Raw genomic sequence first — 20,874 nt, forward strand, 5'->3', positions numbered from 1 at the left:
ACTACATTGGCGACATATATTGTGTCAATACATAAAAAGAACCGGTTAAAACAGTGCTTTATTGCTTTATTGAAGTGTGCTGAAGCAGCAGGCGGTAAAGCTCATCGACTAGTAGGTTCAATGTGCGGAGGGAGCTGAGTTCCTGGTGTTCGCTCAACCTGTGCCACATCTCAAAGCTGGTGATGGCATGGGCCAGCTCTTGTTGTGACGTGTCGAGCTGCCTGATTTCGGGCAGCAACAATTCCAGGTTGTCCCGCAGGTCCTTTTGTAACCGGGCATAGTTGTCTTTCAGGATGGGATAACGCCAAGAGAGTCCCTTGGTCATGAGAAAAAGGTTTTTTTGGTCTGAGTAACCCTCGCAGTAACGCTCAACAGTTGCCCTGACCCGTTCTTCCAAACTTCCCCCGCGCGCCTTCGTGGCGAAGGCTCCCGCTGCCCTGCTGCGCACTTCGTTATTGGCCGCGGCAAACAGGCTTTCCATATCCGGAAAGTGGCGGAACAGCGATCGGATGGTGATACCAGCGCGTTCGGAAATCAGCTGGGCTGTGGGGGCCAGCCAGCCCTCATCGATTAGGGCAAGGCATGCCTCGAGAATCGCCAGCCTATTTCGCTCGCCACGTGCATGGCGCCCGTCTTTTTTTACTGTTCGGTGATCTTCCATAGTATTTATAGTGCGTTGATTCGCGCGTAGGGTTCTGCTGCCTGTAGGCCCACCCAGTATGCCGACTGGACCAGCTGATGCCATCGTTTTAACGAGCCAGGACTAAGTTGACCTTGTTTCAAAGTGAACGGGTGATTGGCAACCCACCTTCACGCCCAGGGGCACGGCTTCTCTAATGATCCGGCGGCTACAAGTTTGGCGGGGCTACTCTGTTTATAGTGACTGGTATTCTCGACTGCCTCAGTTACACCCCGGCTTCCGGGATTCCATGGTCCATATCCAGCGCCGGGTTCTCTGAGCCCGGAACACCGACGACCCTGGCGGGCACCCCTGCCACGGTTGTGTGGGGCGGTACGTCCTGCAGTACCACCGAGCCGGCGCCGACCTTGGCGCCCTCGCCAACCATAATGTTGCCTAGGATTTTTGCCCCGGCGGAGATCAGCACGCCGTCACCAATTTTGGGGTGCCGGTCGCCATCTTGTTTTCCAGTACCCCCCAGAGTGACCGACTGAAGAATAGAGACGTGGTTGCCTACTACGGCCGTTTCACCAATCACTAAGCCAGTGGCGTGGTCGAGCATAATGCCGTGACCAAACCGCGCAGCGGGATGAATGTCGATGCCAAACTTCTGTGATACCTGGCTTTGTAAAAATAGAGCCAGTGAGTGTCGGTTTTCCTGCCAAAGCCAATGGGCAACACGATGGGTTTGTAAAGCTTGAAATCCTTTGAAATAGAGGAAAGGCAGATGATATTCCTGACAGGCTGAGTCGCGATCGAGAACTGCCTGTAAATCGTTACGGATAGCGCTGCGTAGCGTCGCGTCGCTGCTAAAGGCCGCTAGCATGATCTCACGGAGCATCATGGCCGGAACCGTTGGGCTATCGAGCTGGTTAGCCAAATGAAAGCTTAGCGCACATTCAAGTTCGTCATGATGCAAAATGGTTGCATGCAGAAAACTCACCAGAACCGGCTCTTGGCTGGCAGCGCGCTCGGTCTCTGCGCGCATTTGCTCCCAGATAGGGTCACCGCCCTGTAGTTTTTTTATTGGTACTGAATGAACTGCCGTCATAACGGTCACCATTTTTAGGCGCTAGACCTTCCAGAGCATAGAATAGCGCAGGATGTCAGTCTGCTCTAGTTAGAAAAAACACCTCTAAAACACCATAAAGCCTGATTGCGCTCAGCATACTTCTTTTCGAAAAGTGTCCAGGGCTTGCTGACCTCAAGACGTTCAAGTTTGCCGGTGAAACCAATGAGTGTAGAGGCGAGGGCGAATTCCTCGGCATATACCTGCCAGTTGCTGCGCATTTCTACTGAGCCGCCTAAACGCGCCAACAATGGAAATGCCGGGTGACCATGCAAGCGCCGTTTCAGTTGTGACGATTTAGGCCATGGATTGGGGTAAAGCAGGTAATGATGGGCAACTTTGATATTGGCCGTTTCTAATAGCTGCCAAAAGGGTTCACACTCGGCGCGCAGGAGCAGGTATTTATCAGAGGCGTCAGCGTGCTTGGTCAGCCGATGAGCAGATTTATCTAGACCAATCACGGCGGCATCATCATGCTGCTCTGCTAGGCGTTTGGTGCTCATGCCAGTACCACAAAAGGAGTCTAGAACTAGCGGCGGGTTACCGCGCTCGGCGAGCCACGCCGTGGCGTAGTCAAAGGTTTTCTGCGTGTGTTCGGGAATGGGTTTGCGCCAGCGCGTCCGGCAGTGCTTTATGACCAGTGCCTCGAGATCGGGGTGTGGGGCTTGCTGGTCACTCTGCACTGGTGGCTGTTCAATTTGCGTGTGTTCATTCACCTTGCCATCATACCCTGCTTGCAATGGGAGTTTTAAATTATGCGCGCAGATTTGCGCCCCTACTGGGTGAAAAAAGCTTGGCTAAATTGTCGCGAAGCCTGGATCGATTATTTTCTACGCCCACGTTGTGCTTCTCTGGGTGCTCACCCAAATATTATGAACCCTTGGTGGGTCGATATTGCGGGTAATAACATCCACATTGGGCACTCTTTTACTGCGGTCGGAGAAGCGGCCCAGCGAATTAAGATTGGCGTCTGGGGGCGAGCCCAAGGAGAAGGGAAAATTACGATCGGTAACGGTGTGTTGCTCAGCCCTGGGGTACGCATTGCCTGCAGTGACGAAATTACGATCGGCGATGGTGTCATGATGGCTAATGGCGCTTATGTCACTGACTCCGATTGGCACGGTCTCTATGATCGCGTGGCTAGGTCAGATTTGGTGACACCGGTTCGCCTTGGCGATAACGTCTGGTTGGGTGATGGAGCTAAAGTGCTCAAAGGCGTGACCATTGGTGAAAACAGTGTTGTGGCAGCAGGTGCCGTGGTGACTCGTGACGTGCCGGATAATGTGGTTGTAGCAGGCAATCCTGCTCAAGTTGTGAAGCAGCTTGATACTGAAACCCCAAGGCGTACCCGAGCAGATTTGTATCATGATCCTTACGCTACAGCGGATTTTTATGACGCCGTTGACCGCGAGGTATTGTCAGAAAACACATTTGCCCGTTGGTTGTGGAGTTGTATTTACCCTGCGGCGCGTCGAGAGAAATAGCGGGTTAAAGCAGGCGCAGTGCGGGTTCATTCATGGCAGCCATCTGCTCTCTGAGCTCAAGAATGTGATCACCCCAAAAGCGTTCCTGCCCAAACCACGGAAAGGCTTTTGGGAAAGCCGGATCGTCCCAACGTCGCCCTAGCCACGCGGCGTGATGCATGATGCGTAGGGTTCGAAGTGCTTCTATCCAGTTTAGCTGTCGCGGATCGAAATCGTGAAATTCTTCGTAACCCGCAATGAGTTCCGCCAACTGCTGCTCTCGGTGGTGCCGTTCATCATTCAAAAACATCCAGAGATCTTGGATGGCAGGTCCCATGATGCAGTCATCGAGATCGACAAAGTGGGCGGTGTCGTCCCGCCAAAGAATGTTGCCGCAGTGACAGTCGCCATGAATGCGCTGTAAATCGGATGTTGCCATACCCGACAGAAGTTCCTTTGCTGCTTGTTCGCAGTCGAGCGCCAGAGTGCCGTAGGCTTCTTGAAGGTCCCGCGGAATAAAGTGCTCGCTGAGAAACTGGCGACTAGCCGTCGCCATGCGGGGAATGTCTATTTGAATACGATGCTCAAAGGGTTTTGCTGCACCTACCCGATGAATGCGCCCCAACACATTACCCAATTGATATAAATGCTCTAGGTTATCCAGTTCCGGGGGGTGCCCCCCCCGGCGTTGAAATACCGTAAAACGCTGACCGAGGGCTTTATGCAGCGTTTCGCCATTTTTAATTTCGGGCGCTACGACAGAAATATCGTGCTCGACCAATTCGAGAGCAAACCGGTGCTCTTCTAAAATTTGCTCGTCCGTCCAGCGCTGGTCTCGATAAAACTTCACGATGACCGGTACTTCATCCTCAATTCCAACCTGGTAAACCCGGTTTTCGTAAGAGTTCAGTCCGATTAGGCGCAGATCACAGCGGTAGCCCACTGTTTCTACACAGTCGACGACAGCATCGGGAGTCAGTGCGTCGTAGGGATGGGACATGGCAATAACGTCACGCTAAATGACTAGCATAACCTAGCCGTCAAGCTGACGGTGTAGTCACGTCCCGGAGAATTCGGGGGCCCGGGCAAGGCACCAAGCGTCAATACGCACCGCGCCGGCCCTCTTTAGAGTCTCAGCCACTGCCTCTAATGTGGTACCCGTAGTGACAACATCATCAATAATAAGGACGGACAGCCCGCTAAAAGACGCGCTTGTCGTGTACCTCCCACGGCTACTCTTCAGCCGTTGCTGGCGATCCATGTGGTGATGGGCTCTTTTTCTGGGGCTGGCTCGAAGTTTGTCTACCATAGGTAGCCGATACTGAGATTGCTGCTTACCGGTTTGGCTTAATACTTGCGCGAGCAGTCTGCTCTGGTTGTAACCTCGGCGCCACCGACCTCGCCAATGCATAGGCACTGGCACCATGGCGTGGTAGCGCTCTTTGATGGGGGTTGTTTCCAGGGCGAGCTGCACCAATAAATGAGTGAGCTCTATTGCCCCTTTGAATTTCCATCGATGAATAAGATCTCGCGTGACGCCACTGTACTCCAGCCCAGCCTGTAAGAAGTCCAGCGCAGTGTTTCCGCGACAGTGGTTTGTCAGGGCAGATCCCGGATGGCCGCAGTGTAAACAGGCCCAGGGGTTACGGCGAATTGAATGGCGACAACCCTCGCAAAGTAGTTCATTGGATTTGCAGGAGTTATGGCAAATCAGGCAATGACTGGGTAAGAAATCTTGTTGGAGCGTCTGCGCCAGCCGATGGAACCACATAGCTGCCCCCTCGGCTGAAAAACCTCAATTTGCCTCACAATCACGGTCATACGGAACATCCTATTTATTCATGCCTGACTTTTGCTAGGATTGGGGAGTCTTAAAACAGGGCAAGTGGCATGACCGAGTCTATGCACGCATCAAAGCCTAAGGGCTCTGACGACAATGAACGGCGCCTTTATCCAGAAGATCAGGCTAAAGTAGATACCTTTCTTAAATCGGGTGTTAACTCTGTCGAGCGGAAACCGTTCAGGCCAATCATCATGATTTTGCTGTTAATTGCGGTAGTCTCTGGATTCAGCTTGCTCAGCCAGGGGATCGCCCTCTGGGCTGGAATATACTGACGCTACCTCAATCGATCCCTTGGTTTCTCTGCTAATCTTCTAGCATCTCATGGGTCGTGTAGTTCGCTGGGTCACTTCTAAATGAGGGCCAATTGTAGCTACTAAAAAAAGAGACTCCCGAGGTGAATTTTTTAATGATTAGGGTTCGCACCCTTTCCTTTAAGAGCGTGCTGCTCAACACTCAGATATTCTCTCGATTTGCGTAACTACCCTGAGCTCAACCTTACAGCAGCTTCAGCTTACTTGTGGCTATACGGTGGCCCTGCTTAAATATTTTTTTAGGGCGAGTGATAAGGATAGGTGGCCTTTCAGCTGCGCTTGTGGAGCATTGATTTAGTTTGTTGATGGACCGCGCAATGCTTGGACAGATACCTTGCAAGGAGCATTCATTCGAGGGTGTCGGCAGCCGGTGTGAGAGAGTAACCTAGGACTAAAGAACTTATATGTCTTACGCAGGGAACGGAGGGCGCGTAGATGCTTTTATTGTTTAAGAAGATTTTTATAAAAGCTATACACGTCCCGCGATGGACAGTGAGAAAAATCATAAATCTGATTCGATGGGTGTTGATTAAAACTATCGACCTGCCGAGGTTGTTTTGGGCTGCTTGTTATTGGTGGTCTTTAACCAATCTGGCAGAGTTTCAATTTCTTAAGAGTCAGTGCCCTTTGTGTAACTCCCACTTTTTAGTAAAGCTCAATAACAGTGAAACTGGGGTGCGTTGCATCAGCTGCCAGGCTGGTGTGGTTCAAATGTCTATTATTATGGCGGTCCAAAAGTACGCTAAAGACCTCAACTCCCTTGACGCTTACGAGCTCTCATCGGGGGGGCCGGTGGTGACATTTTTAAAAGAAAACACCGGATCATTAACACTCTCTGAATATTATGATGATGTTAATCCTGGAGAGATAAAAGGCGGCGTGCTGTGCCAGGACGTACAGGCGTTAACTTTCAATGACAACGTGTTCGATCTTTGCACGTCAACCGAGGTTTTCGAGCATGTCCCCGATGATATGAGAGGGTTTCAAGAAATCTTCCGTATTTTGAAAAAACAGGGTGTCATGATCTTCACTGTGCCCATCAACCTTGCGGGAGTTACTTTACAAAGAGCGATCATCGAAAATAATGAGCTGGTACACCTAGAAGAACCTGAATATCACGACGACGCTATACGTGGGCAAGGAAAGGTTCTTGCCTACCGCACATACGGCACCGATATTGTTGCGCAACTAAAGACTGCGGGTTTTGAAAGTGCTGTTATAGATCAAACATTTAGAGACCAGCTTTTTGGTCATGGCCGCGCAATTATCGTTGCTTTTGCCGGGGAAAAGTCGGGTTAAATCTGGGCCACTCAGTCATGGAGCCGGTACGCCAGCCATGAGAGCCGCTTCCTAATATCCGGTGCTCGCGTAGCACGCACGGCTTTTGATCTAGATCATCCAATCGTGGGCCGTTGCTGCCCACTTGTCTGCAAATGATTTTTCAGTCGCCGTTATAGCGAGCACCATTGAGACGCTAAATGACAAGCTTTCTGGACATTTCTCGCCCGTTACCGAGATCCCTGAGCCGAAAAAAACCTCGGCTACAGACTCGTCAATAACGGCAAGGTCACTGCTAATACGAGGACGGCTCAAAGTTATGTAGTGATCGTCGTAGGCCTCCAAGCGTCCGACTATTTCACCTTGCGCAGTAACGAGTGTCACAACTGTTCCAATATCCACGGAAACTCTCCAATGTTGCCGGTGATGATAGTATCTTACGCTTTTGCCGTCTGGGTGACTGCCAATGGTAGCCGATAGTGTGATTAATGTTCACTTTCAGTTAGCGATTGGTAGTTGGCAGTTTTGAGGTCGCTGAGCGTTTGTAAAGGTACCGTATCACCTGCCTGCGTATTTCAATGGGCGGTCTTGATTATGAGCAGGAATGGGCCATGGTTGGAATAAGGAAAAGCGTCACGCTGCTGTTAGCTTGGTACGCATTTTTTCATGCACTGACCTTAGTGGCGATCCTGTTTGTCCACTTTGTGCTCGATATAGACATGAAAATTCTTGGGGAGGCGGGCAAGATACTAGAAGTCTACTTTCTCGAATTAATGGATAGAAATGTTGCGATCTGCCTATCTCCGGGCATATGGCTGGGACTGCGTATTGTCACGGGCAGTTTTCGTATACTCCCCTGGCGATAGCACTGGTATCAAAGGTGTTACTGCGATGGCACCCGAGCATGCCGCCTCCATAAGGCAGTCGAGATTTGGGCTTGCATGAGGTTCCTGAATGATTTGATATTTGCCCCAGTAGCGCGTTTTGCTGGGAAAGGCTTGTTGCTGTTTCGTGGTGACCTACCCCCTACTGTCACGACAGGCTGCCCAAGCACCAAAAATAATTAGCCGCCTTTTCCATACAAGGTGTTGATTTGCAGGTGCTACGAACTAAATCTAGCTCTGTGGCGTGGTCGAAGGTTTTATTTTTGAGGGCTTACACAGCAAAGGAATAAGGTAAATCCACCCCAATACAGGAATGGGTAGGACCCAAAGTAGCGCCCACCACCCTGATCGCCCGGCATCATGCAATCGTCTAACGGTGGCCGACGTTGTTGGGATCACCATGATCGGCCGGTAGAGCAACACGAGCAACCCGACCTCAGAGTCAACCATACCCATGGGAATAAGGTTACCTAGGGGCAGGTCAAGCAGGTTTATAGTTGTTGCTGCTGTTGCTTCATCGATTAAGGCTACGACTAGGTACAACAACATAAAAAAAAGCATAAAAAACCAAAAGTCTGTTCGTGACGACATGCCGTTGAAGTCGAAGCTCTGTTGGATACCCATTTTCACGGAAGCAAAAAATATCGACATACGCCCCTCTTTTTCCACCGATTTGGTTTCACGTTGATCCAAGTTAAACATGTCCTCCCCAAAAGCAAGCGTATTCAAAGGTGCCATCGGAGCGGATGGAACGGTCCTTGGAGCGGTGTTAGAACTTGAATACACCGTGGTAAAGCGTTTAGTCGCTAGCGGGTCCATGAGCAGTGCTGGAGCTCAGTTTCCAATAAGCAGACGAACAATCAAAAACAATAGCGAGGGTGCTAGCAAACACCCGACGCCGGTATAAAAGGTGGCCGTCATCGCACCGTAGGGCACCAGTTTTGGGTCTGTGGCTGCAAGACCTGCAGCCACACCGCTGGTTGTACCCATGAGGCCGCCATAGATCATAGCGGAGTTGGGGTTATCGAGCCCTACACGACCTGCAACAAGGGGTGTAGCGACCATGACAAGTACAGATTTCACCAGCCCGGCGGCGACACTCAGTGCAATGACGCTCGAGTCTGCGCCCAATGCAGTACCGGTTACCGGACCCACAATATAGGTCGCAGCACCTGCGCCAATGGTGCTAATCGCCACTGCGTCTCGGTAGCCAAAGGAAAAAGCAACGATGGCGCCCACACTGAAAGACACGACAACGCCAATGATGACCGAGATTGCACCGATTAATCCGGCTTTTTTGAGTTCCTCAAATCGCACTCCATAGGCTGTTGCTATGATGGCGAAATCACGGAACATGGCGCCGCCCATAATGCCTAGTCCCGCAAATAGCGGAATATCGGCGAGTCCCATTGCACCATCAGTGCGAATACCGCCGTAGTAGGCGAGCAGCAAGCCGCCGACAATGGCAATGGCAGAGCCATGCAGCTTGCCGCGGGTGAGTTTGGCGGAGAGAAAATAGGAAAACCAAACTAACGCGCCAACAACCGCGAAGGCAACGATTAGCGTATTACTTTCAAGCACTCTAACGAGGGTTTCACCGATCATGATGCTGTCCGGGGGAAATGCGTGCGATCACAGGAATAAGTAAAAAGCCTGCGGCGACCGCTGCAATGCCCGCGGTGATCGCGAGCCAGCCGCTCGACAGCGCCTCAACAACATTTTGCTTAGCGGCCATGGCGACCACAATGGGCACATACATGGCATTCCAGAAGTTGATGCCCGTTTCTGTCGGTACACTAATGTTAAAACGCGGGTGCTTTTGATTGACCAGTACAATGAGCAGCAGCATAGACAGACCGACTCCGCCAACATTTGCCTGCACGCCGATGAGCTGTCCCAACAAATCCCCGAAAAAAATGCCTGTCAACATGCACAAGGCAAGCATAGCGACACCGTAGATCACCATAGACTCAACTCCAAACCTCGACGCTCAAAAGTATTACTTCTTGTGTTGCTCCTGCCTTTGCCCCAAACAGATACTTAAAAAAATCCAATGCACTATCGTTGCAGAGAGAAGCCTGCATTCTGTTGCCCTGCGAGCACGTGGCACCAAGGTAACTAAGCCGCTGAAGATTTTCCATAAAAACACCGGCTTCACAGCGTCAGATGCAGGCAGTCAGAGCCCTTTCGCTCGCTCTGGAGAGCCCTATTTTGGGTGTAATACCTAATAGCCCAGATGTAAACCGGGAGAAGCCTCGGGCAAGTATTGGTGCACTGCGGGGATGCGCTTCGAGGTCATTAATTAGCGTCAATGTTCGATGTTTTCGGTTCACTGCCGCAGTGGGCTCTGGGAGTTGATGCTGTGTTTAGAGCCCCTAGAGCGTTGCTGGTGCCGAGAAAATCTCCATGCTCTACTAGGGCCGTGAATCTTTACGGTGAGACGTACAACATGTCGCTAAAGATAATAGGAGCGGGACCCGGAAGGACGGGGACGCTGTCACTCAAGACGGCACTGGAGCATTTAGGTTACGCGCCTTGCCATCATATGAAGTCTTGCTTTGAGGGGCGCCAGCAAACGCGATGGTTCTTGCAAGCAGCACAAGGGGGCTCCGTCGACTGGCGGCAAGTCTTCAGTGGTTATGAGGCGGCGGTAGATTGGCCGGCCGCCGCCTACTACCAAGAGCTCCTCGAAGTCTATCCAGACGCAAAAGTCATCTTCAGTGACCGCTCACCCGAAGATTGGTATGAAAGTGTCGCCAGTACGATCTTCCGCGTGCTTCCCGCCATTCCAGGTTGGCTGCGAAGAACCGTTCCCCATATCGACCGAGTGGCGCTGATGGTTGATAAAACGGTTTGGAAAAATGAGTTAAACGACCAGTTTGAGAACCGTGCGGCGATGTTGGATTTCTTTGAGCGCCGTCGGCAGGAGGTAATTGCGGCCGTGCCACCGCAGCAGTTGTTGATACATTCAGCCGCTGAGGGGTGGGGGCCTCTCTGTGCCTTCTTGGGGGTAGAGGTACCGAGCATTCCCTACCCGTGGGTAAATGAGGGGGCTAGGATTAGGCGGGGGGTTAGGGTCTTAAAGGCACTTTCTTATGTGCCCTCGGTGCTGCTCTTGGCTGGGATAATGATGGTGGTTTACGGGTGGGTAACTTTGTCGGCTTGACTCAAAAAGCGGAGAAACTTAACGAAAGTTCTGTCTGATCTTTGTGTTTTTGTCGCCGAACAACAGTACAGCCCTTGCCGATGTGGGTTTACCCGTCTGGTTGTCAGAAAGTTCTGTCATAGGTTTGTCGCAGGGCCTCAAAAGCGGCTGTGACCTTTGGACAAAATTTTGTGTTCATATTTTGAATTACAGTACAGTGCCTGCCTGAGCAGATTTACTCACCGACACCCGTTGGTGTTACCCGCAAAAGACAACGGCAAATCGTTTAACTGAAAAGGATTGATGTCATGCCCGAAATTAGTGTTCAACACAGAGCCGCCGCGCTTGAGGATCTCGAGCCCTGCGAGTCTTTCGGAGAGCCCGTTGGAGCGTTGCCGCTTCAAACTGCCATGGGCTTTTATGAGGGAGAGTCATTTACAGGTCAGGTCTATACCGGCACGTGGGAGTGTGAGCCTGGCACTATGGAACTAGACCTAGACCTTACGGAGTTTTGCCACCTGTTGGCAGGGCATTGGAAATTCACCTCCAAGGCAGGGGTAGTCACTGAGGTAAGAGCAGGCGACAGTTGGGTTTTTCCTCGGGGGTGGCAGGGCACAGCTGAGGTTCTAGAAACTGTTCGTAAAGTCTATTGCATGATGGTGCCTCAAGAGAGCGAATAATCGCGGTTATTACCCTTCTCAAAGATTGTTCGATTTGCCTTGAAAATTGGACGTCTCGATAAGGCTGGTGTTGGTTTTGGGGCGAGATTGCGCTCGATAGCTCTGTCAGCGCTGCTAGCCCATTAACGCAGGGCTGACGCCAGCCGGAGTCGAAAATAAGAATCGGAAAAATTAAAGCTTGCGCCTGTAACTTTGATAATGTACTTTGTTTTATAAAGCACTCTTACAAAGGAATTCAGGATGAAATCTGAGATTGAAGCCGATATTAAATTTTTGAAACAGATGGCCGAGCAGGGTCAAAAATCGCCGCTACGAGGGGGCGAGCATGGCGTTCTTTGGGGCGGAATGTTCACCTTATCAGCGTTGTTTGCCTACGGCGTTGTTGCCGAACTCATTTCCTTGCCGTCGTGGACCATTGCACTCGCCTTTATAGGTCCCGCGCCAATTGGCGTTTTGGCAGGGCAATACCTCAATAAAAAATACGGTGGCAGCTCTGGTGGTTTTAGTTTTGGCAACAAAACCTCTGCAGCAGCTTGGGGTGCGGTCGGTATCACCATAGGCGCTCTGTATATACCCGTGCTCGCAGCGCAAGCCCTAGGTTTCCTTACGTTGAATGGCGAATATATCTTTGGATCTCTACAGGTTACGGTTTTTGCGTTGTATGCCGTTGCGTATTCGACGACCGCACAGGTTTCAGGTGACCCCAGACAGTACTTATTCTCGGGTGCCGCGATAGCTGCGTCAGTGGCCAGTGTATTTACAATAGGAACCTATGACATGTTTCTGGTCATGGCGGCGGGCCTGTTCTGCAGTGCGGTGATTCCCGGATATCTAACGCGATCCAAGCAGTCAGTGGCGGCATGAATCGATTATGAATGACTCTTCAAGTTTGGCAGCCGAGGATATTAATGACCTTATTCACGGAAGAGTGAGGCTGGCCGCTATGGCCTACATCGCGGGTGCGGGTGAGGCCGACTTTACGGCAATAAAGAAGGCGGTTAACACTAGCGATGGCAACATGTCTGTGCATTTGCGAAAATTGGAGGACGCCGGATACTTGGCGGTAACCAAAGGCTATAACGACCGAAAGCCCCAAACGATTTACGCGTTGACCGATACGGGCCGTGCTGCGTGGCACGAGTACTTGGAAAAAATGCGCCAATTGTTGATCGAAATTTAAACCAGAGGACGGGCTGATGAGGGTATTCGGCGACCGCCAGTGTGCAGAAATTGGCCCAAATCAACGACAGGCCGAGCCAACAGGCTGCGAAAAAGCTTTTTTAGGGTCAGTTAATAGGCCCGCAACCATGAGCTAAATACCGCATCTAGCTGAGTGTCTTGTCTCACTTCACCATCTTCCTTGCAGGCGGCTGCTCACGATTCCCTGGTCATGGGCAAAAGAGCCACCCTTTCCTGAAGCCTATCAGTGTGTAATTAATCACCAACTCCGGTAATCCAACCTCACCCCATCGCCATACAAAGTACGTATCCTAAAGGTTTCAGGGAGTCCTAATCCTATGAAAGCATTAGTAAAAAAACACGCAGAAGAAGGTCTTTGGTTAGAGGACGTGCCCATTCCCACCATTGGTGGCAATGATGTTTTGATCAAAGTCCATAAAACCGCGATTTGTGGTACCGACGTCCACATTTACAACTGGGATGAATGGGCCCAAAAAACGATACCGGTGCCCATGGTCAGCGGTCATGAATTTGCCGGGGAAATTGTGGAGCTGGGCAGTAACGTCACAGGCTTGCAAATCGGCGATATTGTGTCCGGAGAGGGGCATGTAGTCTGCGGGCGATGTCGAAACTGTCTGGCCGGACGCCTGCATCTATGCCCCAATACACTCGGTGTCGGTGTCAATCGTGACGGGGCTTTTGCGGAGTACCTCGCCATACCCGCCACCAACGTATTTCGCCCCAATGTCTACATACCCACTGATCTCCTGAGTATTTTTGATCCTTACGGCAATGCCGTTCATACCGCGCTGTCGTTCAATATGGTGGGAGAGGATGTCATTATCACCGGGGCTGGGCCCATTGGCATCATGGCGGCTATGGTTGCAGGGCACTGCGGTGCACGTAACGTCATACTAACCGACGTCAATGAATATCGACTGGATCTGGCGAAACGGATTGTGCCCAAAGTTCAGCCAATCAACGTTTCAAAACAAGAAATCACCAGCAGTTTTATGGAGAGCCTGGGCATACTCGAGGGGTTCGACGTTTGTTTGGAAATGTCAGGTTCACCCGCGGCCTTTCAGGATATTCTGAGCAAAATGATTAACGGTGGCAGTATCGCCATGCTCGGCATAATGCCTGATGACACTGGCATTTCGTGGACCGATGTGGTCTTCAAGGGCCTTAATATCAAGGGTATTTATGGCCGGGAAATGTATGAGACCTGGTACAAAATGGTCATGATGGTGCAGAGTGGTTTGCCCGTAGAGCGCATCATTACTCACCGACTACACTACACTGAGTTTCAGGAAGGCTTCGACATTATGCGGTCGGGCCAATCTGGAAAAATCATACTGAACTGGAAGGACTGATATGAGTTTCCGCGCTGCTCAGCACAGTTTTGTGGAAGAAATCGCTGACATTAAATCAGCGGGTCTTTGGAAAACTGAACGCGTTATTGCGTCAGATCAAAAAAATGACATTACCCTCGAGGATGGCGCCAATGTTGTGAACATGTGTGCCAATAACTATTTAGGGCTAGCCAATCATCCCAAGGTAAAGCAGGCAGCTAGTGACAGTTTGCAGCAGTGGGGTTTCGGTGCCGCATCAGTGCGGTTTATCTGCGGGACGCAAGAAATTCACAAAACGCTGGAGCAACGGGTGAGCCGTTTTTTAGGTATGGAAGACACCATTTTGTACGCAGCGTGCTTCGATGCCAACGCAGGTTTGTACGAGACAATATTGGGGCCAGAGGATGCCGTCATTTCTGACGAATTGAATCATGCCTCGATTATCGACGGGATCCGGTTGTGTAAAGCAGCTCGATACCGTTACAAAAATAATGATATGGGGGATCTCGAGCTGCAGTTACGGGCCGCTAAAGAGGCGGGAGCTCGGCGCATACTGATTACTACGGATGGTGTGTTTTCCATGGACGGTACCATTGCCCAGCTCGATATTATTTGTGACCTCGCAGATAAATACGATGCCATGGTGCATCACGATGACTGTCATGCGACGGGGTTTATGGGAGCCCAAGGGCGTGGCGTCCATGAATACTGCAATGTCATGGACCGAGTTGATATTACGACCAGCACTTTCGGCAAAGCCCTAGGCGGCGGTTCGGGCGGCTACACGGCTGGGCGCCAGGAGATTATCGACTTGTTGCGGCAGCGTTCGCGTCCGTACCTATTTTCCAACACCTTAACGCCCTCCATTTGTGCAGCGTCGCTCACTGTTTTAGATATGCTCGAGGCATCAACCGAACTGCGAGATCAGCTGCATGACAACACCCAGTATTTTCGAGCACAAATGCAGGCCCACGGTTTTGCGGTCCCCGAGGGCGATCATCCCATCGTTCCAGTAATGCTCGGAGACGCGGTCGTGGCTCAAAAGATGTCTCAAAGACTGCTTGAGCTAGGCATTTATGCGGTCGGCTTCTTTTATCCGGTGGTTCCCAAGGGCAAGGCGCGCATTCGAGTGCAAATTTCAGCCGGACATACCCGGGAGAACCTCGACAAAGCCGTTGCCGCCTTTAGTCAGGCGCAGCAAGAGCTGGTTGCCTAGAGTTTTGATAGCAGAGCTTTGAGTGTCGGGTTTTGAAGAGAGTGCTTTAAAAAAGCTCGGAGATAAAATTGCCTTGCTTGGAACGCGTTTGGCTCGGCAATTATTGGAATAGCAGGTCTGCCGGAGCAGACCTGCATAAGCGACCTCAGACCGAGGCTCTGTCCTTAAGAGTCGCGTAGTAACGGCTGAGTCTTTACTGCTTTATGACGCAGTATTCGCCGTACTCAGCGACTTCCCCAGTGGTCCAATCTTCCTTGGGTTTTTCATCAAGATTTTCACACCACTTTTCACTGCCTATGGTTGTGGCGTCAAGGAGACAGTGCTTGGCGTAACTCTTACGGTCGTCACCAGTCCAGTCACCTTTTGGAATCGCCTTTTGAGTTTCACACCAGCCGGCACTTCCAGGCTTGTCGGCACAGGCGGTCAGTAACAGACCCGCGCTTAGTAAAATTGCTCCCAGCGCAGAACGCTTTTGAATGGGTGTCATATTGCCTCCAGTTTCAATAAAAAAGGTGGCTGAAATCGTAACCTAGGAACCCGTGCGAGTTAGGTTCATTTGGCGACAAGGCCGTTTCGAGTGGAGTTAGCCTCACAGTCCTGAAGCTTAAGCCTTAAGCCCTAAGCCCTAAGCCCTAAGCCCTAAGCCCTAAGCCCTAAGCCCTAAGCCCCCTGGAAGGCCGCCGGCGTGCCATCGATCAATTCAACTCGTAGCACACTCAGCCGCCGATCCGATCAAGCAGGCTATAAAACAGCATGCCTGCTACTTGTCCCGGGCGCCGAAGTAAGGTGCCCCCTGGAAAACGTCGGGTTGGCACCGAGGCCATGCGTGAGAAATCGTCGGTATCCCCTGAAATGGCTGCGGCTAAAAGGTAGCCTGCCATCGTGGCTGTGGGAACGCCGTGACCCGAAAAGCCTTGTGCGTAAAAGGTTCGACGACCCAAGCGACCAAAGTCGGGCATGCGATTCATCGTAATACCTAGCGTGCCGCCCCAGCCGTACTCAACCGCTACATCCGCAAGATTGGGGTAGATTTTAAGCATGTGGGGCCACACAAACCGCGCAATGTTCTTTGGAAATTTGGCGCCGTAGGTTTCGCCGCCGCCAAAAAGTAGGCGACCATCACCTGACAGCTTCCAATAGTTAATGACGAAGAGGCTGTCAGACAGGCTAAAATTATCGCGGCACACCGCTTTCTGCTGCGCTTCAGAGAGTGGCTCGGTCGCTAAAATGAAATTATTGATCGGCATGATGTTGCCCGCGATACGTGGCTCCAAATTCCCAAGATAACCGTTGCAGGCTAAAACTAGAAAACGTGCTTTTACCAAGCCGCTGTCCGTCTTCACCTGTACTTGGCCATCTTTAGACTCGTCGTAGCTGAGCACTCGACTATCCTCAAAAATCTCTGTGCCCAGAAGATCAGCTGCTTTAGCGAGACCAAAGGCATATTTGAGTGGGTGTAGGTGTCTAGCACCCAGATCAAGTAATGCGCCATGGCTCCGGTTGGCTGTTGTCATCCAAGCGGTTTCAGTCGCGTCGACGAAGCGCATCTGGTCATAACCATAGGTTTTACTGAGGTACTCCACCTCCTGCTGCAGGCCCTTGCTGTGCCTGCGTTTGGCCGCAAGGTGTAAATTGCCGACGCCCAACTCACATTCAATGCTAAATTCGTCAATTAAATTTACGACAAGATCCACGGCGTCCAAACCTAGCCGCCATAGGTCTTTTGCGGTCCCAAGGCCTACCCACTGTTCTAGGTCTTCTTGATCAGCACGTTGACCCGTGCCGACATGTCCTCCATTGCGCCCCGAGGCGCCCCAGCCTACGCGTTCGGCCTCTAACAGGGTGACCGAAAATCCCAGCTTGCGAAGGTGGATGGCGGTAGAGAGCCCGGTATAACCACCGCCGACAATACAAACATCGGAAGCCACCTCCCCTGATAACGCTGGAAACACTTTATGAGGTGATGCAGAGGCGGCATACCAGGAGTCGACGTGTTGGGAATTGGCAGTCATAAGCGCTCGCTGTGGATATCTTGAGTTTGTTGCGACTCGTGATGTGATTTTACACCCTTGCCGAGAAGCGCGCTTGCCCCCCATACTTCCTGCTCTTCCACTATCGGTTAATTTTATGAGTTCCAAGCTCTCGGGTGACACCAGCACAGAAACCCGCATTCATAGCCCTGAAAACGCCAGCGGATCTCTTCTAATACCCCCAGAGGAAATGGCGACTATTACAGCTTGGCTCAAGGAGCATAAAATTTCGGAGGTTGAGTGTATTGTTCCTGACCTCACCGGTAACGCTCGGGGCAAATTCATACCGGCGCACCAGTTCACCGAGCAATTGGAACAGAAGCTACCAGAATCTATTTTGGTTCAGACGGTCACCGGCGAGTACACCGATGATCATTGGGATTTTGTTGAGCCCACTGATACTGACATGATGCTGAGTCCCGATGCCTCGACCTTACGTCGCGTACCCTGGGCTCGTGAGCCAACCGCGCAAATTATTGCAGATTGCCTCAAAGCTGATGGTACTCCCCATCCACTGTCGTCACGAAACGTGCTGCGTTATGTGCTAGGCCTTTATGAAGAGGCGGGGCTAAAGCCTGTTATTGCCCCTGAGGTGGAGTTTTACCTGGTTCACAAAAACACGGATCCCGATTACGAATGCATGCCGCCCAAGGGTCGTTCAGGGCGTCGTGAAGTGGCGCGTCTCTCGTACAGTATTGATGCCGTCGCCGAGTTTGAAGATTTCGTCGAGGACATGTATGACTATGCCGATGCGCAGTCACTGGCAGTAGATACCCTTATCCATGAAAACGGTGCCGCACAGATGGAGATCAATTTCCGTCATGGTGACCCGCTGGCTATGGCGGATCAGGTATTTGCCTTCAAGCGCACGGTGCGGGAAACGGCGTTAAAGCACGACATGTACGCAACATTCATGGCCAAGCCAATGCAGCGCGAGCCCGGTAGTGCGCTGCATATTCACCAGTCTATTTTATCCCTCGAGGACGGCAGTAATATTTTTGCGGGTAAAGACGGCAAGCCAACAGCAGCCATGATGCATTACTTGGGTGGACTGCAGCGATATACCCCCGAACTGATTAGCTTCTACGCCCCCAATGTAAACTCTTATCGTCGCTTAGCTCCTGATATCTCAGCCCCCATCAATTTGAGCTGGGGTTTTGATAATCGCACTACGGCCTTTAGGGTGCCTAACAGCACGCCGGAAAACTTGCGCATTGAAAATCGCTTTCCGGGGGTCGACGCCAATCCCTATTTGGCGATAACAGCAACGCTTGCGAGTGGTTTGCTGGGTATGCGCCAAGGCCTCCAGCCGACTGAGCCTCACCAGGGCACCGCGAACGAGCAAGCCGTGGTGGTGGCGCGTACTTTGGAGGAGGGTGTGCGCCAGTTAAACGATACCCCCGAGCTACAGCAAATGATTGGCGAGCTATTCATGCGCGCTTACGCTGCTGTGAAGCTTGACGAATTCGAGGAATTCAATCGAGTAATCAGCTCTTGGGAGCGTGAACACCTGCTATTGCAGGTGTAATCGCTAACAATGGTCGACACTCGGCGCGAGGGCGGATCGGCGGCAACATTGGCTCGTGCTTATAAAGCACTGAAGTATGTTGTTTACGCACTGCTATCTGTAAACATTGCGCTATTTCTCAACGAAGAAATGGCGTCTTCCGCTCACGCAGCACCCTCGGGCATGGATCTTTTTACAGTAATCCAACTGTTTTCTGCGACTCTAGATACCGCAGCGTGGGTACTGCTGCTGCTACTGTTTGAGCTTGAAACTGCGGTAATCCCAGATGATCGCTTGGTGGGTAAAACCCAATGGGTCATTCACGGTATTCGCTTAATCTGTGGTCTCGCCATTGTTTCCGCATTTTGGGGTTATTTGGGGGAATGGCAGGTGTTCTGGCACTCTGAGATTCTTCAGGTGCCTGCCTGTGAGTTAGTTGGCCAAGGCTGGTCGATATTGCTCGATTTCGATAAATTCATCGCCCTCGACGCTGAGAGCTGTATTGCGCTCGGCTTTGAAATCGTCGCTGTAACGGGGTTGGAACAGGTCGTTGCGACACCTATGGCTTTCAATAGTGCTTATCAGCTTGGACTTGTTGACGTCATCAACTCTGCCACCTGGATTTTAGTGGTCGTACTGTTGGAAATCGAGGTGCGTTTGCAGCTGGGGGGTGGGGTGCCTCAAGAATTTCAGCGGCCACTCAATGGTGCCAAAATCGTGTTGTACCTCACCCTGGCTGTTGCAGCGGTTTACTGGGGGTTTGAAGGAGAGTTTCTAGATTTTTGGGATGCCGCGCTGTGGCTGTTTGCCTTCGTCTTTATTGAGCTCAATGTCTTCGAATGGCAGCGCGACCTAGCGCAACAAGCGCGAGAGTAATTGCCGGGGGTTCCTAGCCATCGACAGACTCGACTGATATCGATGAGGCGAGAGCCGGTTATCTCGATTAGGTGGAGAAACCGCCGCAGATCGTATTACCGAGGCTCAGTCGTCGTAGAGCTCGAAATCGAAATCACCCAATTCTTCTCGAAGTCGCAGTGTTTCGAGGCGCTTTTCTGCTCGGCGACGCTTCTCTGCCAGTGAGGGCGCACAGATGCCAATGCTGGAGTCCTCCATAGCATCGAGCATCTCGTCGTCTAAGTCCCCCAGCAGCGGCTCGAAAAAATCTTCTGAGCTGACTGAATCCTTGCTGTGTGTTGCAGTACGCTCACCCATAACCACCTCCCGATGATTTAGAACTTAATGCGTAGGCACTCTTACACGCGTAGTTGGCCTCAACGACACCGCTCTAGGCAAGAATCTTTTTGGCCTTAAAGCGCTGCTCTAAATAACTGAAAAAACTAGGGCGGCCCGCCTGAAATACCACGGTTACGGTTAGAGAAATCCTTTTCTCCTTTAGAGGACCCGGCTTCCTGCCAGGGGCGGACCGCCCTAAAGAATCAGCAAAAGCCGTGCCAGAGCAAACGCTAAGGCAAACTATGGGTTTCGAGGTATGACCTCAAAATTTGGACGTGTCCGCCGTCTAGGGGAGTGTCCAATCAGCGGGAGCTGGTGTCCAATGCGTTAATCAGCTGGTCCACTAATGCTTCAGGGGTGCCGTTATCGACGGGAATAGTCACGCTTGCCCAGCGCTCATAGAGAGGCACTCGCTCTCGGTATATATCGGCGAGGGATTGTTCTTTGGATGAGGCAATACCCCGATCTGGGGCCAAAGAAATCCGAAACTCGACGGTGTCCAGACTGGCGCTCAAGTAGACCACGGTGGAGGCGGATGTAAGCCGGGCCATCACCTTGGGGCTATAGACTACTGAGCCTCCAGTAGAGATCACACTTGGATGAATCGGCATATCGAGTAACACCTGTTCTTCTAACTGCCGTAGATATACATGATCACGTCGCTCAATAATTTCTGCGAGGGTCGCTTTCTCTTGGTTTTGTATAAGGATGTCCGTATCAACAAAATCTGTGCCGAGGCGCTTGGCTAACAAAACACCCAAAGTGCTTTTTCCACTACCGGGAAAGCCGATGAGGCTTATGACTTGCTCGCTGGACATTCTGACTTCCTGTGCTTTTGTGTGAGCCAAGCCGTTGCAAATTTAGCGGCCATTGGCGGGAAAATTTTTCACCCACGCCATTAAACTTTATCATTCTACGGACTGAGAAGGTTACAGTTAAAACGAAAACGACTTGTTTTTTCAGCACGAATTTTCTGGCTATTCCTCAAGTGTGTAAAGATTTTTA

25 protein-coding genes are annotated in these 20,874 nt (G+C 51.4%); 12 read left to right on the top strand and 13 right to left on the bottom strand.

The window, feature by feature from the left end; all coding sequences use genetic code 11:
* Nucleotides 1-58: 58 nt before the first annotated feature.
* The 3 genes from ACMAZB_RS00940 to trmB all read right to left on the bottom strand — a co-directional run bounded on the left by ACMAZB_RS00940 (nucleotide 59) and on the right by trmB (nucleotide 2,464).
* Nucleotides 59-661 carry a TetR/AcrR family transcriptional regulator gene (locus ACMAZB_RS00940; RefSeq protein ID WP_435218794.1) on the bottom strand — a complete coding sequence of 201 codons (603 nt, stop codon included), beginning with the start codon at nucleotides 659-661 and terminating at the stop codon, nucleotides 59-61.
* A gap of 244 nt (nucleotides 662-905) precedes the next feature.
* Nucleotides 906-1,730, bottom strand: a complete 825-nt coding sequence (gene cysE / locus ACMAZB_RS00945) for a serine O-acetyltransferase (RefSeq protein ID WP_435218796.1) — start codon at nucleotides 1,728-1,730, stop codon at nucleotides 906-908.
* 65 nt (nucleotides 1,731-1,795) lie between these two features.
* A complete protein-coding gene (gene trmB / locus ACMAZB_RS00950; protein ID WP_435218798.1) occupies nucleotides 1,796-2,464 on the bottom strand; it encodes a tRNA (guanine(46)-N(7))-methyltransferase TrmB in 669 nt (222 codons plus the stop codon).
* A 39-nt stretch (nucleotides 2,465-2,503) separates the two neighbouring features.
* Between trmB and ACMAZB_RS00955 the strand changes: the two genes are divergently transcribed.
* Nucleotides 2,504-3,232 (top strand): acyltransferase, encoded by a 729-nt coding sequence (locus ACMAZB_RS00955; RefSeq protein ID WP_435218800.1) that lies wholly within the window; start codon nucleotides 2,504-2,506, stop codon nucleotides 3,230-3,232.
* A gap of 4 nt (nucleotides 3,233-3,236) precedes the next feature.
* Here the strand turns inward: ACMAZB_RS00955 and ACMAZB_RS00960 are convergent, their stop codons facing one another.
* Together ACMAZB_RS00960 and ACMAZB_RS00965 are read right to left on the bottom strand one after the other, a co-directional pair.
* Complete coding sequence (locus tag ACMAZB_RS00960; RefSeq protein ID WP_435218802.1) at nucleotides 3,237-4,211, bottom strand: serine/threonine protein kinase; 975 nt, start codon at nucleotides 4,209-4,211, stop codon at nucleotides 3,237-3,239.
* Between the two features lie 57 nt (nucleotides 4,212-4,268).
* The gene (locus ACMAZB_RS00965) at nucleotides 4,269-4,982 is read right to left on the bottom strand and encodes a ComF family protein (RefSeq protein ID WP_435218804.1); all 714 of its coding nucleotides are present in this window, start codon (nucleotides 4,980-4,982) and stop codon (nucleotides 4,269-4,271) included.
* Nucleotides 4,983-5,101: 119 nt separating this feature from the next.
* On the opposite strand from ACMAZB_RS00965, the gene ACMAZB_RS00970 reads away from it, so the two are divergent.
* Both ACMAZB_RS00970 and ACMAZB_RS00975 read left to right on the top strand, forming a co-directional pair.
* Nucleotides 5,102-5,326, top strand: coding sequence for a DUF3094 family protein (locus tag ACMAZB_RS00970; RefSeq protein ID WP_435218806.1), 225 nt, complete (start codon nucleotides 5,102-5,104; stop codon nucleotides 5,324-5,326).
* 474 nt (nucleotides 5,327-5,800) lie between these two features.
* Complete coding sequence (locus ACMAZB_RS00975) at nucleotides 5,801-6,664, top strand: class I SAM-dependent methyltransferase (RefSeq protein ID WP_435218808.1); 864 nt, start codon at nucleotides 5,801-5,803, stop codon at nucleotides 6,662-6,664.
* Nucleotides 6,665-6,754: 90 nt separating this feature from the next.
* Here ACMAZB_RS00975 and ACMAZB_RS00980 read toward each other — a convergent pair whose 3' ends face one another.
* Nucleotides 6,755-7,045: a hypothetical protein gene (locus ACMAZB_RS00980; protein WP_435218810.1), complete on the bottom strand. Its 291-nt coding sequence runs from the start codon at nucleotides 7,043-7,045 to the stop codon at nucleotides 6,755-6,757.
* Nucleotides 7,046-7,254: 209 nt separating this feature from the next.
* Between ACMAZB_RS00980 and ACMAZB_RS00985 the strand changes: the two genes are divergently transcribed.
* Nucleotides 7,255-7,509, top strand: a complete 255-nt coding sequence (locus tag ACMAZB_RS00985; protein ID WP_435218812.1) for a hypothetical protein — start codon at nucleotides 7,255-7,257, stop codon at nucleotides 7,507-7,509.
* Nucleotides 7,510-7,758: 249 nt separating this feature from the next.
* On the opposite strand, the gene ACMAZB_RS00990 is transcribed toward ACMAZB_RS00985, so the two are convergent.
* The 3 genes from ACMAZB_RS00990 to madL form a co-directional block, all read right to left on the bottom strand.
* A complete protein-coding gene (locus tag ACMAZB_RS00990; RefSeq protein ID WP_435218814.1) occupies nucleotides 7,759-8,220 on the bottom strand; it encodes a DUF805 domain-containing protein in 462 nt (153 codons plus the stop codon).
* Nucleotides 8,221-8,361: 141 nt separating this feature from the next.
* Nucleotides 8,362-9,132 carry a malonate transporter subunit MadM gene (gene madM, locus ACMAZB_RS00995; protein WP_435218816.1) on the bottom strand — a complete coding sequence of 257 codons (771 nt, stop codon included), beginning with the start codon at nucleotides 9,130-9,132 and terminating at the stop codon, nucleotides 8,362-8,364.
* Complete coding sequence (madL, locus tag ACMAZB_RS01000; RefSeq protein ID WP_435218818.1) at nucleotides 9,122-9,493, bottom strand: malonate transporter subunit MadL; 372 nt, start codon at nucleotides 9,491-9,493, stop codon at nucleotides 9,122-9,124. The genes madM and madL overlap by 11 nt, the downstream gene beginning before the upstream one ends.
* Nucleotides 9,494-9,976: 483 nt before the next feature.
* Here madL and ACMAZB_RS01005 point away from each other — a divergent pair, with 483 nt between their 5' ends.
* The 6 genes from ACMAZB_RS01005 to kbl all read left to right on the top strand — a co-directional run bounded on the left by ACMAZB_RS01005 (nucleotide 9,977) and on the right by kbl (nucleotide 15,099).
* Complete coding sequence (locus ACMAZB_RS01005) at nucleotides 9,977-10,693, top strand: sulfotransferase family protein (RefSeq protein ID WP_435218819.1); 717 nt, start codon at nucleotides 9,977-9,979, stop codon at nucleotides 10,691-10,693.
* A 287-nt stretch (nucleotides 10,694-10,980) separates the two neighbouring features.
* Nucleotides 10,981-11,352 (top strand): cupin domain-containing protein, encoded by a 372-nt coding sequence (locus ACMAZB_RS01010; protein ID WP_435213668.1) that lies wholly within the window; start codon nucleotides 10,981-10,983, stop codon nucleotides 11,350-11,352.
* A gap of 240 nt (nucleotides 11,353-11,592) precedes the next feature.
* The gene (locus tag ACMAZB_RS01015; protein WP_435218821.1) at nucleotides 11,593-12,216 is read left to right on the top strand and encodes a hypothetical protein; all 624 of its coding nucleotides are present in this window, start codon (nucleotides 11,593-11,595) and stop codon (nucleotides 12,214-12,216) included.
* A 7-nt stretch (nucleotides 12,217-12,223) separates the two neighbouring features.
* The gene (locus ACMAZB_RS01020) at nucleotides 12,224-12,532 is read left to right on the top strand and encodes a winged helix-turn-helix domain-containing protein (RefSeq protein WP_435218822.1); all 309 of its coding nucleotides are present in this window, start codon (nucleotides 12,224-12,226) and stop codon (nucleotides 12,530-12,532) included.
* 337 nt (nucleotides 12,533-12,869) lie between these two features.
* Nucleotides 12,870-13,904 (top strand): L-threonine 3-dehydrogenase, encoded by a 1,035-nt coding sequence (gene tdh, locus ACMAZB_RS01025; protein WP_435213674.1) that lies wholly within the window; start codon nucleotides 12,870-12,872, stop codon nucleotides 13,902-13,904.
* 1 nt (nucleotide 13,905) lies between these two features.
* Nucleotides 13,906-15,099 carry a glycine C-acetyltransferase gene (gene kbl, locus ACMAZB_RS01030; protein WP_435213676.1) on the top strand — a complete coding sequence of 398 codons (1,194 nt, stop codon included), beginning with the start codon at nucleotides 13,906-13,908 and terminating at the stop codon, nucleotides 15,097-15,099.
* A 193-nt stretch (nucleotides 15,100-15,292) separates the two neighbouring features.
* Here kbl and ACMAZB_RS01035 read toward each other — a convergent pair whose 3' ends face one another.
* The gene (locus tag ACMAZB_RS01035; protein WP_435218824.1) at nucleotides 15,293-15,586 is read right to left on the bottom strand and encodes a DUF3012 domain-containing protein; all 294 of its coding nucleotides are present in this window, start codon (nucleotides 15,584-15,586) and stop codon (nucleotides 15,293-15,295) included.
* A gap of 229 nt (nucleotides 15,587-15,815) precedes the next feature.
* Nucleotides 15,816-17,111, bottom strand: a complete 1,296-nt coding sequence (locus tag ACMAZB_RS01040; protein ID WP_435218826.1) for an NAD(P)/FAD-dependent oxidoreductase — start codon at nucleotides 17,109-17,111, stop codon at nucleotides 15,816-15,818.
* A 115-nt stretch (nucleotides 17,112-17,226) separates the two neighbouring features.
* Between ACMAZB_RS01040 and ACMAZB_RS01045 the strand changes: the two genes are divergently transcribed.
* Both ACMAZB_RS01045 and ACMAZB_RS01050 read left to right on the top strand, forming a co-directional pair.
* Complete coding sequence (locus ACMAZB_RS01045; protein WP_435218828.1) at nucleotides 17,227-18,657, top strand: glutamine synthetase family protein; 1,431 nt, start codon at nucleotides 17,227-17,229, stop codon at nucleotides 18,655-18,657.
* 9 nt (nucleotides 18,658-18,666) lie between these two features.
* Nucleotides 18,667-19,512, top strand: a complete 846-nt coding sequence (locus ACMAZB_RS01050; RefSeq protein ID WP_435218830.1) for a shikimate kinase — start codon at nucleotides 18,667-18,669, stop codon at nucleotides 19,510-19,512.
* Nucleotides 19,513-19,617: 105 nt separating this feature from the next.
* On the opposite strand, the gene ACMAZB_RS01055 is transcribed toward ACMAZB_RS01050, so the two are convergent.
* Nucleotides 19,618-19,848 (bottom strand): PA3496 family putative envelope integrity protein, encoded by a 231-nt coding sequence (locus tag ACMAZB_RS01055; RefSeq protein WP_435218831.1) that lies wholly within the window; start codon nucleotides 19,846-19,848, stop codon nucleotides 19,618-19,620.
* A 323-nt stretch (nucleotides 19,849-20,171) separates the two neighbouring features.
* Complete coding sequence (locus ACMAZB_RS01060; RefSeq protein ID WP_435218832.1) at nucleotides 20,172-20,687, bottom strand: shikimate kinase; 516 nt, start codon at nucleotides 20,685-20,687, stop codon at nucleotides 20,172-20,174.
* Between the last annotated feature and the right edge of the window lie 187 nt (nucleotides 20,688-20,874).

Source organism: Luminiphilus sp. nBUS_07 (assembly GCF_051201685.1).
In the GTDB taxonomy this organism is placed as follows: Bacteria; Pseudomonadota; Gammaproteobacteria; order Pseudomonadales; family Halieaceae; genus Luminiphilus.

Coding starts and splice junctions, on each gene's coding strand:
- ACMAZB_RS00940 (WP_435218794.1), bottom strand. CDS start 661: ATGGAAGATCACCGAACAGTAAAAAAAGACGGGCGCCATGCACGTGGC.
- cysE (WP_435218796.1), bottom strand. CDS start 1,730: ATGACGGCAGTTCATTCAGTACCAATAAAAAAACTACAGGGCGGTGAC.
- ACMAZB_RS00955 (WP_435218800.1), top strand. CDS start 2,504: ATGCGCGCAGATTTGCGCCCCTACTGGGTGAAAAAAGCTTGGCTAAAT.
- ACMAZB_RS00960 (WP_435218802.1), bottom strand. CDS start 4,211: ATGTCCCATCCCTACGACGCACTGACTCCCGATGCTGTCGTCGACTGT.
- ACMAZB_RS00965 (WP_435218804.1), bottom strand. CDS start 4,982: ATGTGGTTCCATCGGCTGGCGCAGACGCTCCAACAAGATTTCTTACCC.
- ACMAZB_RS00970 (WP_435218806.1), top strand. CDS start 5,102: ATGACCGAGTCTATGCACGCATCAAAGCCTAAGGGCTCTGACGACAAT.
- ACMAZB_RS00975 (WP_435218808.1), top strand. CDS start 5,801: ATGCTTTTATTGTTTAAGAAGATTTTTATAAAAGCTATACACGTCCCG.
- ACMAZB_RS00985 (WP_435218812.1), top strand. CDS start 7,255: ATGGTTGGAATAAGGAAAAGCGTCACGCTGCTGTTAGCTTGGTACGCA.
- madM (WP_435218816.1), bottom strand. CDS start 9,132: ATGATCGGTGAAACCCTCGTTAGAGTGCTTGAAAGTAATACGCTAATC.
- madL (WP_435218818.1), bottom strand. CDS start 9,493: ATGGTGATCTACGGTGTCGCTATGCTTGCCTTGTGCATGTTGACAGGC.
- ACMAZB_RS01005 (WP_435218819.1), top strand. CDS start 9,977: ATGTCGCTAAAGATAATAGGAGCGGGACCCGGAAGGACGGGGACGCTG.
- ACMAZB_RS01010 (WP_435213668.1), top strand. CDS start 10,981: ATGCCCGAAATTAGTGTTCAACACAGAGCCGCCGCGCTTGAGGATCTC.
- ACMAZB_RS01015 (WP_435218821.1), top strand. CDS start 11,593: ATGAAATCTGAGATTGAAGCCGATATTAAATTTTTGAAACAGATGGCC.
- ACMAZB_RS01020 (WP_435218822.1), top strand. CDS start 12,224: ATGAATGACTCTTCAAGTTTGGCAGCCGAGGATATTAATGACCTTATT.
- tdh (WP_435213674.1), top strand. CDS start 12,870: ATGAAAGCATTAGTAAAAAAACACGCAGAAGAAGGTCTTTGGTTAGAG.
- kbl (WP_435213676.1), top strand. CDS start 13,906: ATGAGTTTCCGCGCTGCTCAGCACAGTTTTGTGGAAGAAATCGCTGAC.
- ACMAZB_RS01035 (WP_435218824.1), bottom strand. CDS start 15,586: ATGACACCCATTCAAAAGCGTTCTGCGCTGGGAGCAATTTTACTAAGC.
- ACMAZB_RS01040 (WP_435218826.1), bottom strand. CDS start 17,111: ATGACTGCCAATTCCCAACACGTCGACTCCTGGTATGCCGCCTCTGCA.
- ACMAZB_RS01045 (WP_435218828.1), top strand. CDS start 17,227: ATGAGTTCCAAGCTCTCGGGTGACACCAGCACAGAAACCCGCATTCAT.
- ACMAZB_RS01050 (WP_435218830.1), top strand. CDS start 18,667: ATGGTCGACACTCGGCGCGAGGGCGGATCGGCGGCAACATTGGCTCGT.
- ACMAZB_RS01055 (WP_435218831.1), bottom strand. CDS start 19,848: ATGGGTGAGCGTACTGCAACACACAGCAAGGATTCAGTCAGCTCAGAA.
- ACMAZB_RS01060 (WP_435218832.1), bottom strand. CDS start 20,687: ATGTCCAGCGAGCAAGTCATAAGCCTCATCGGCTTTCCCGGTAGTGGA.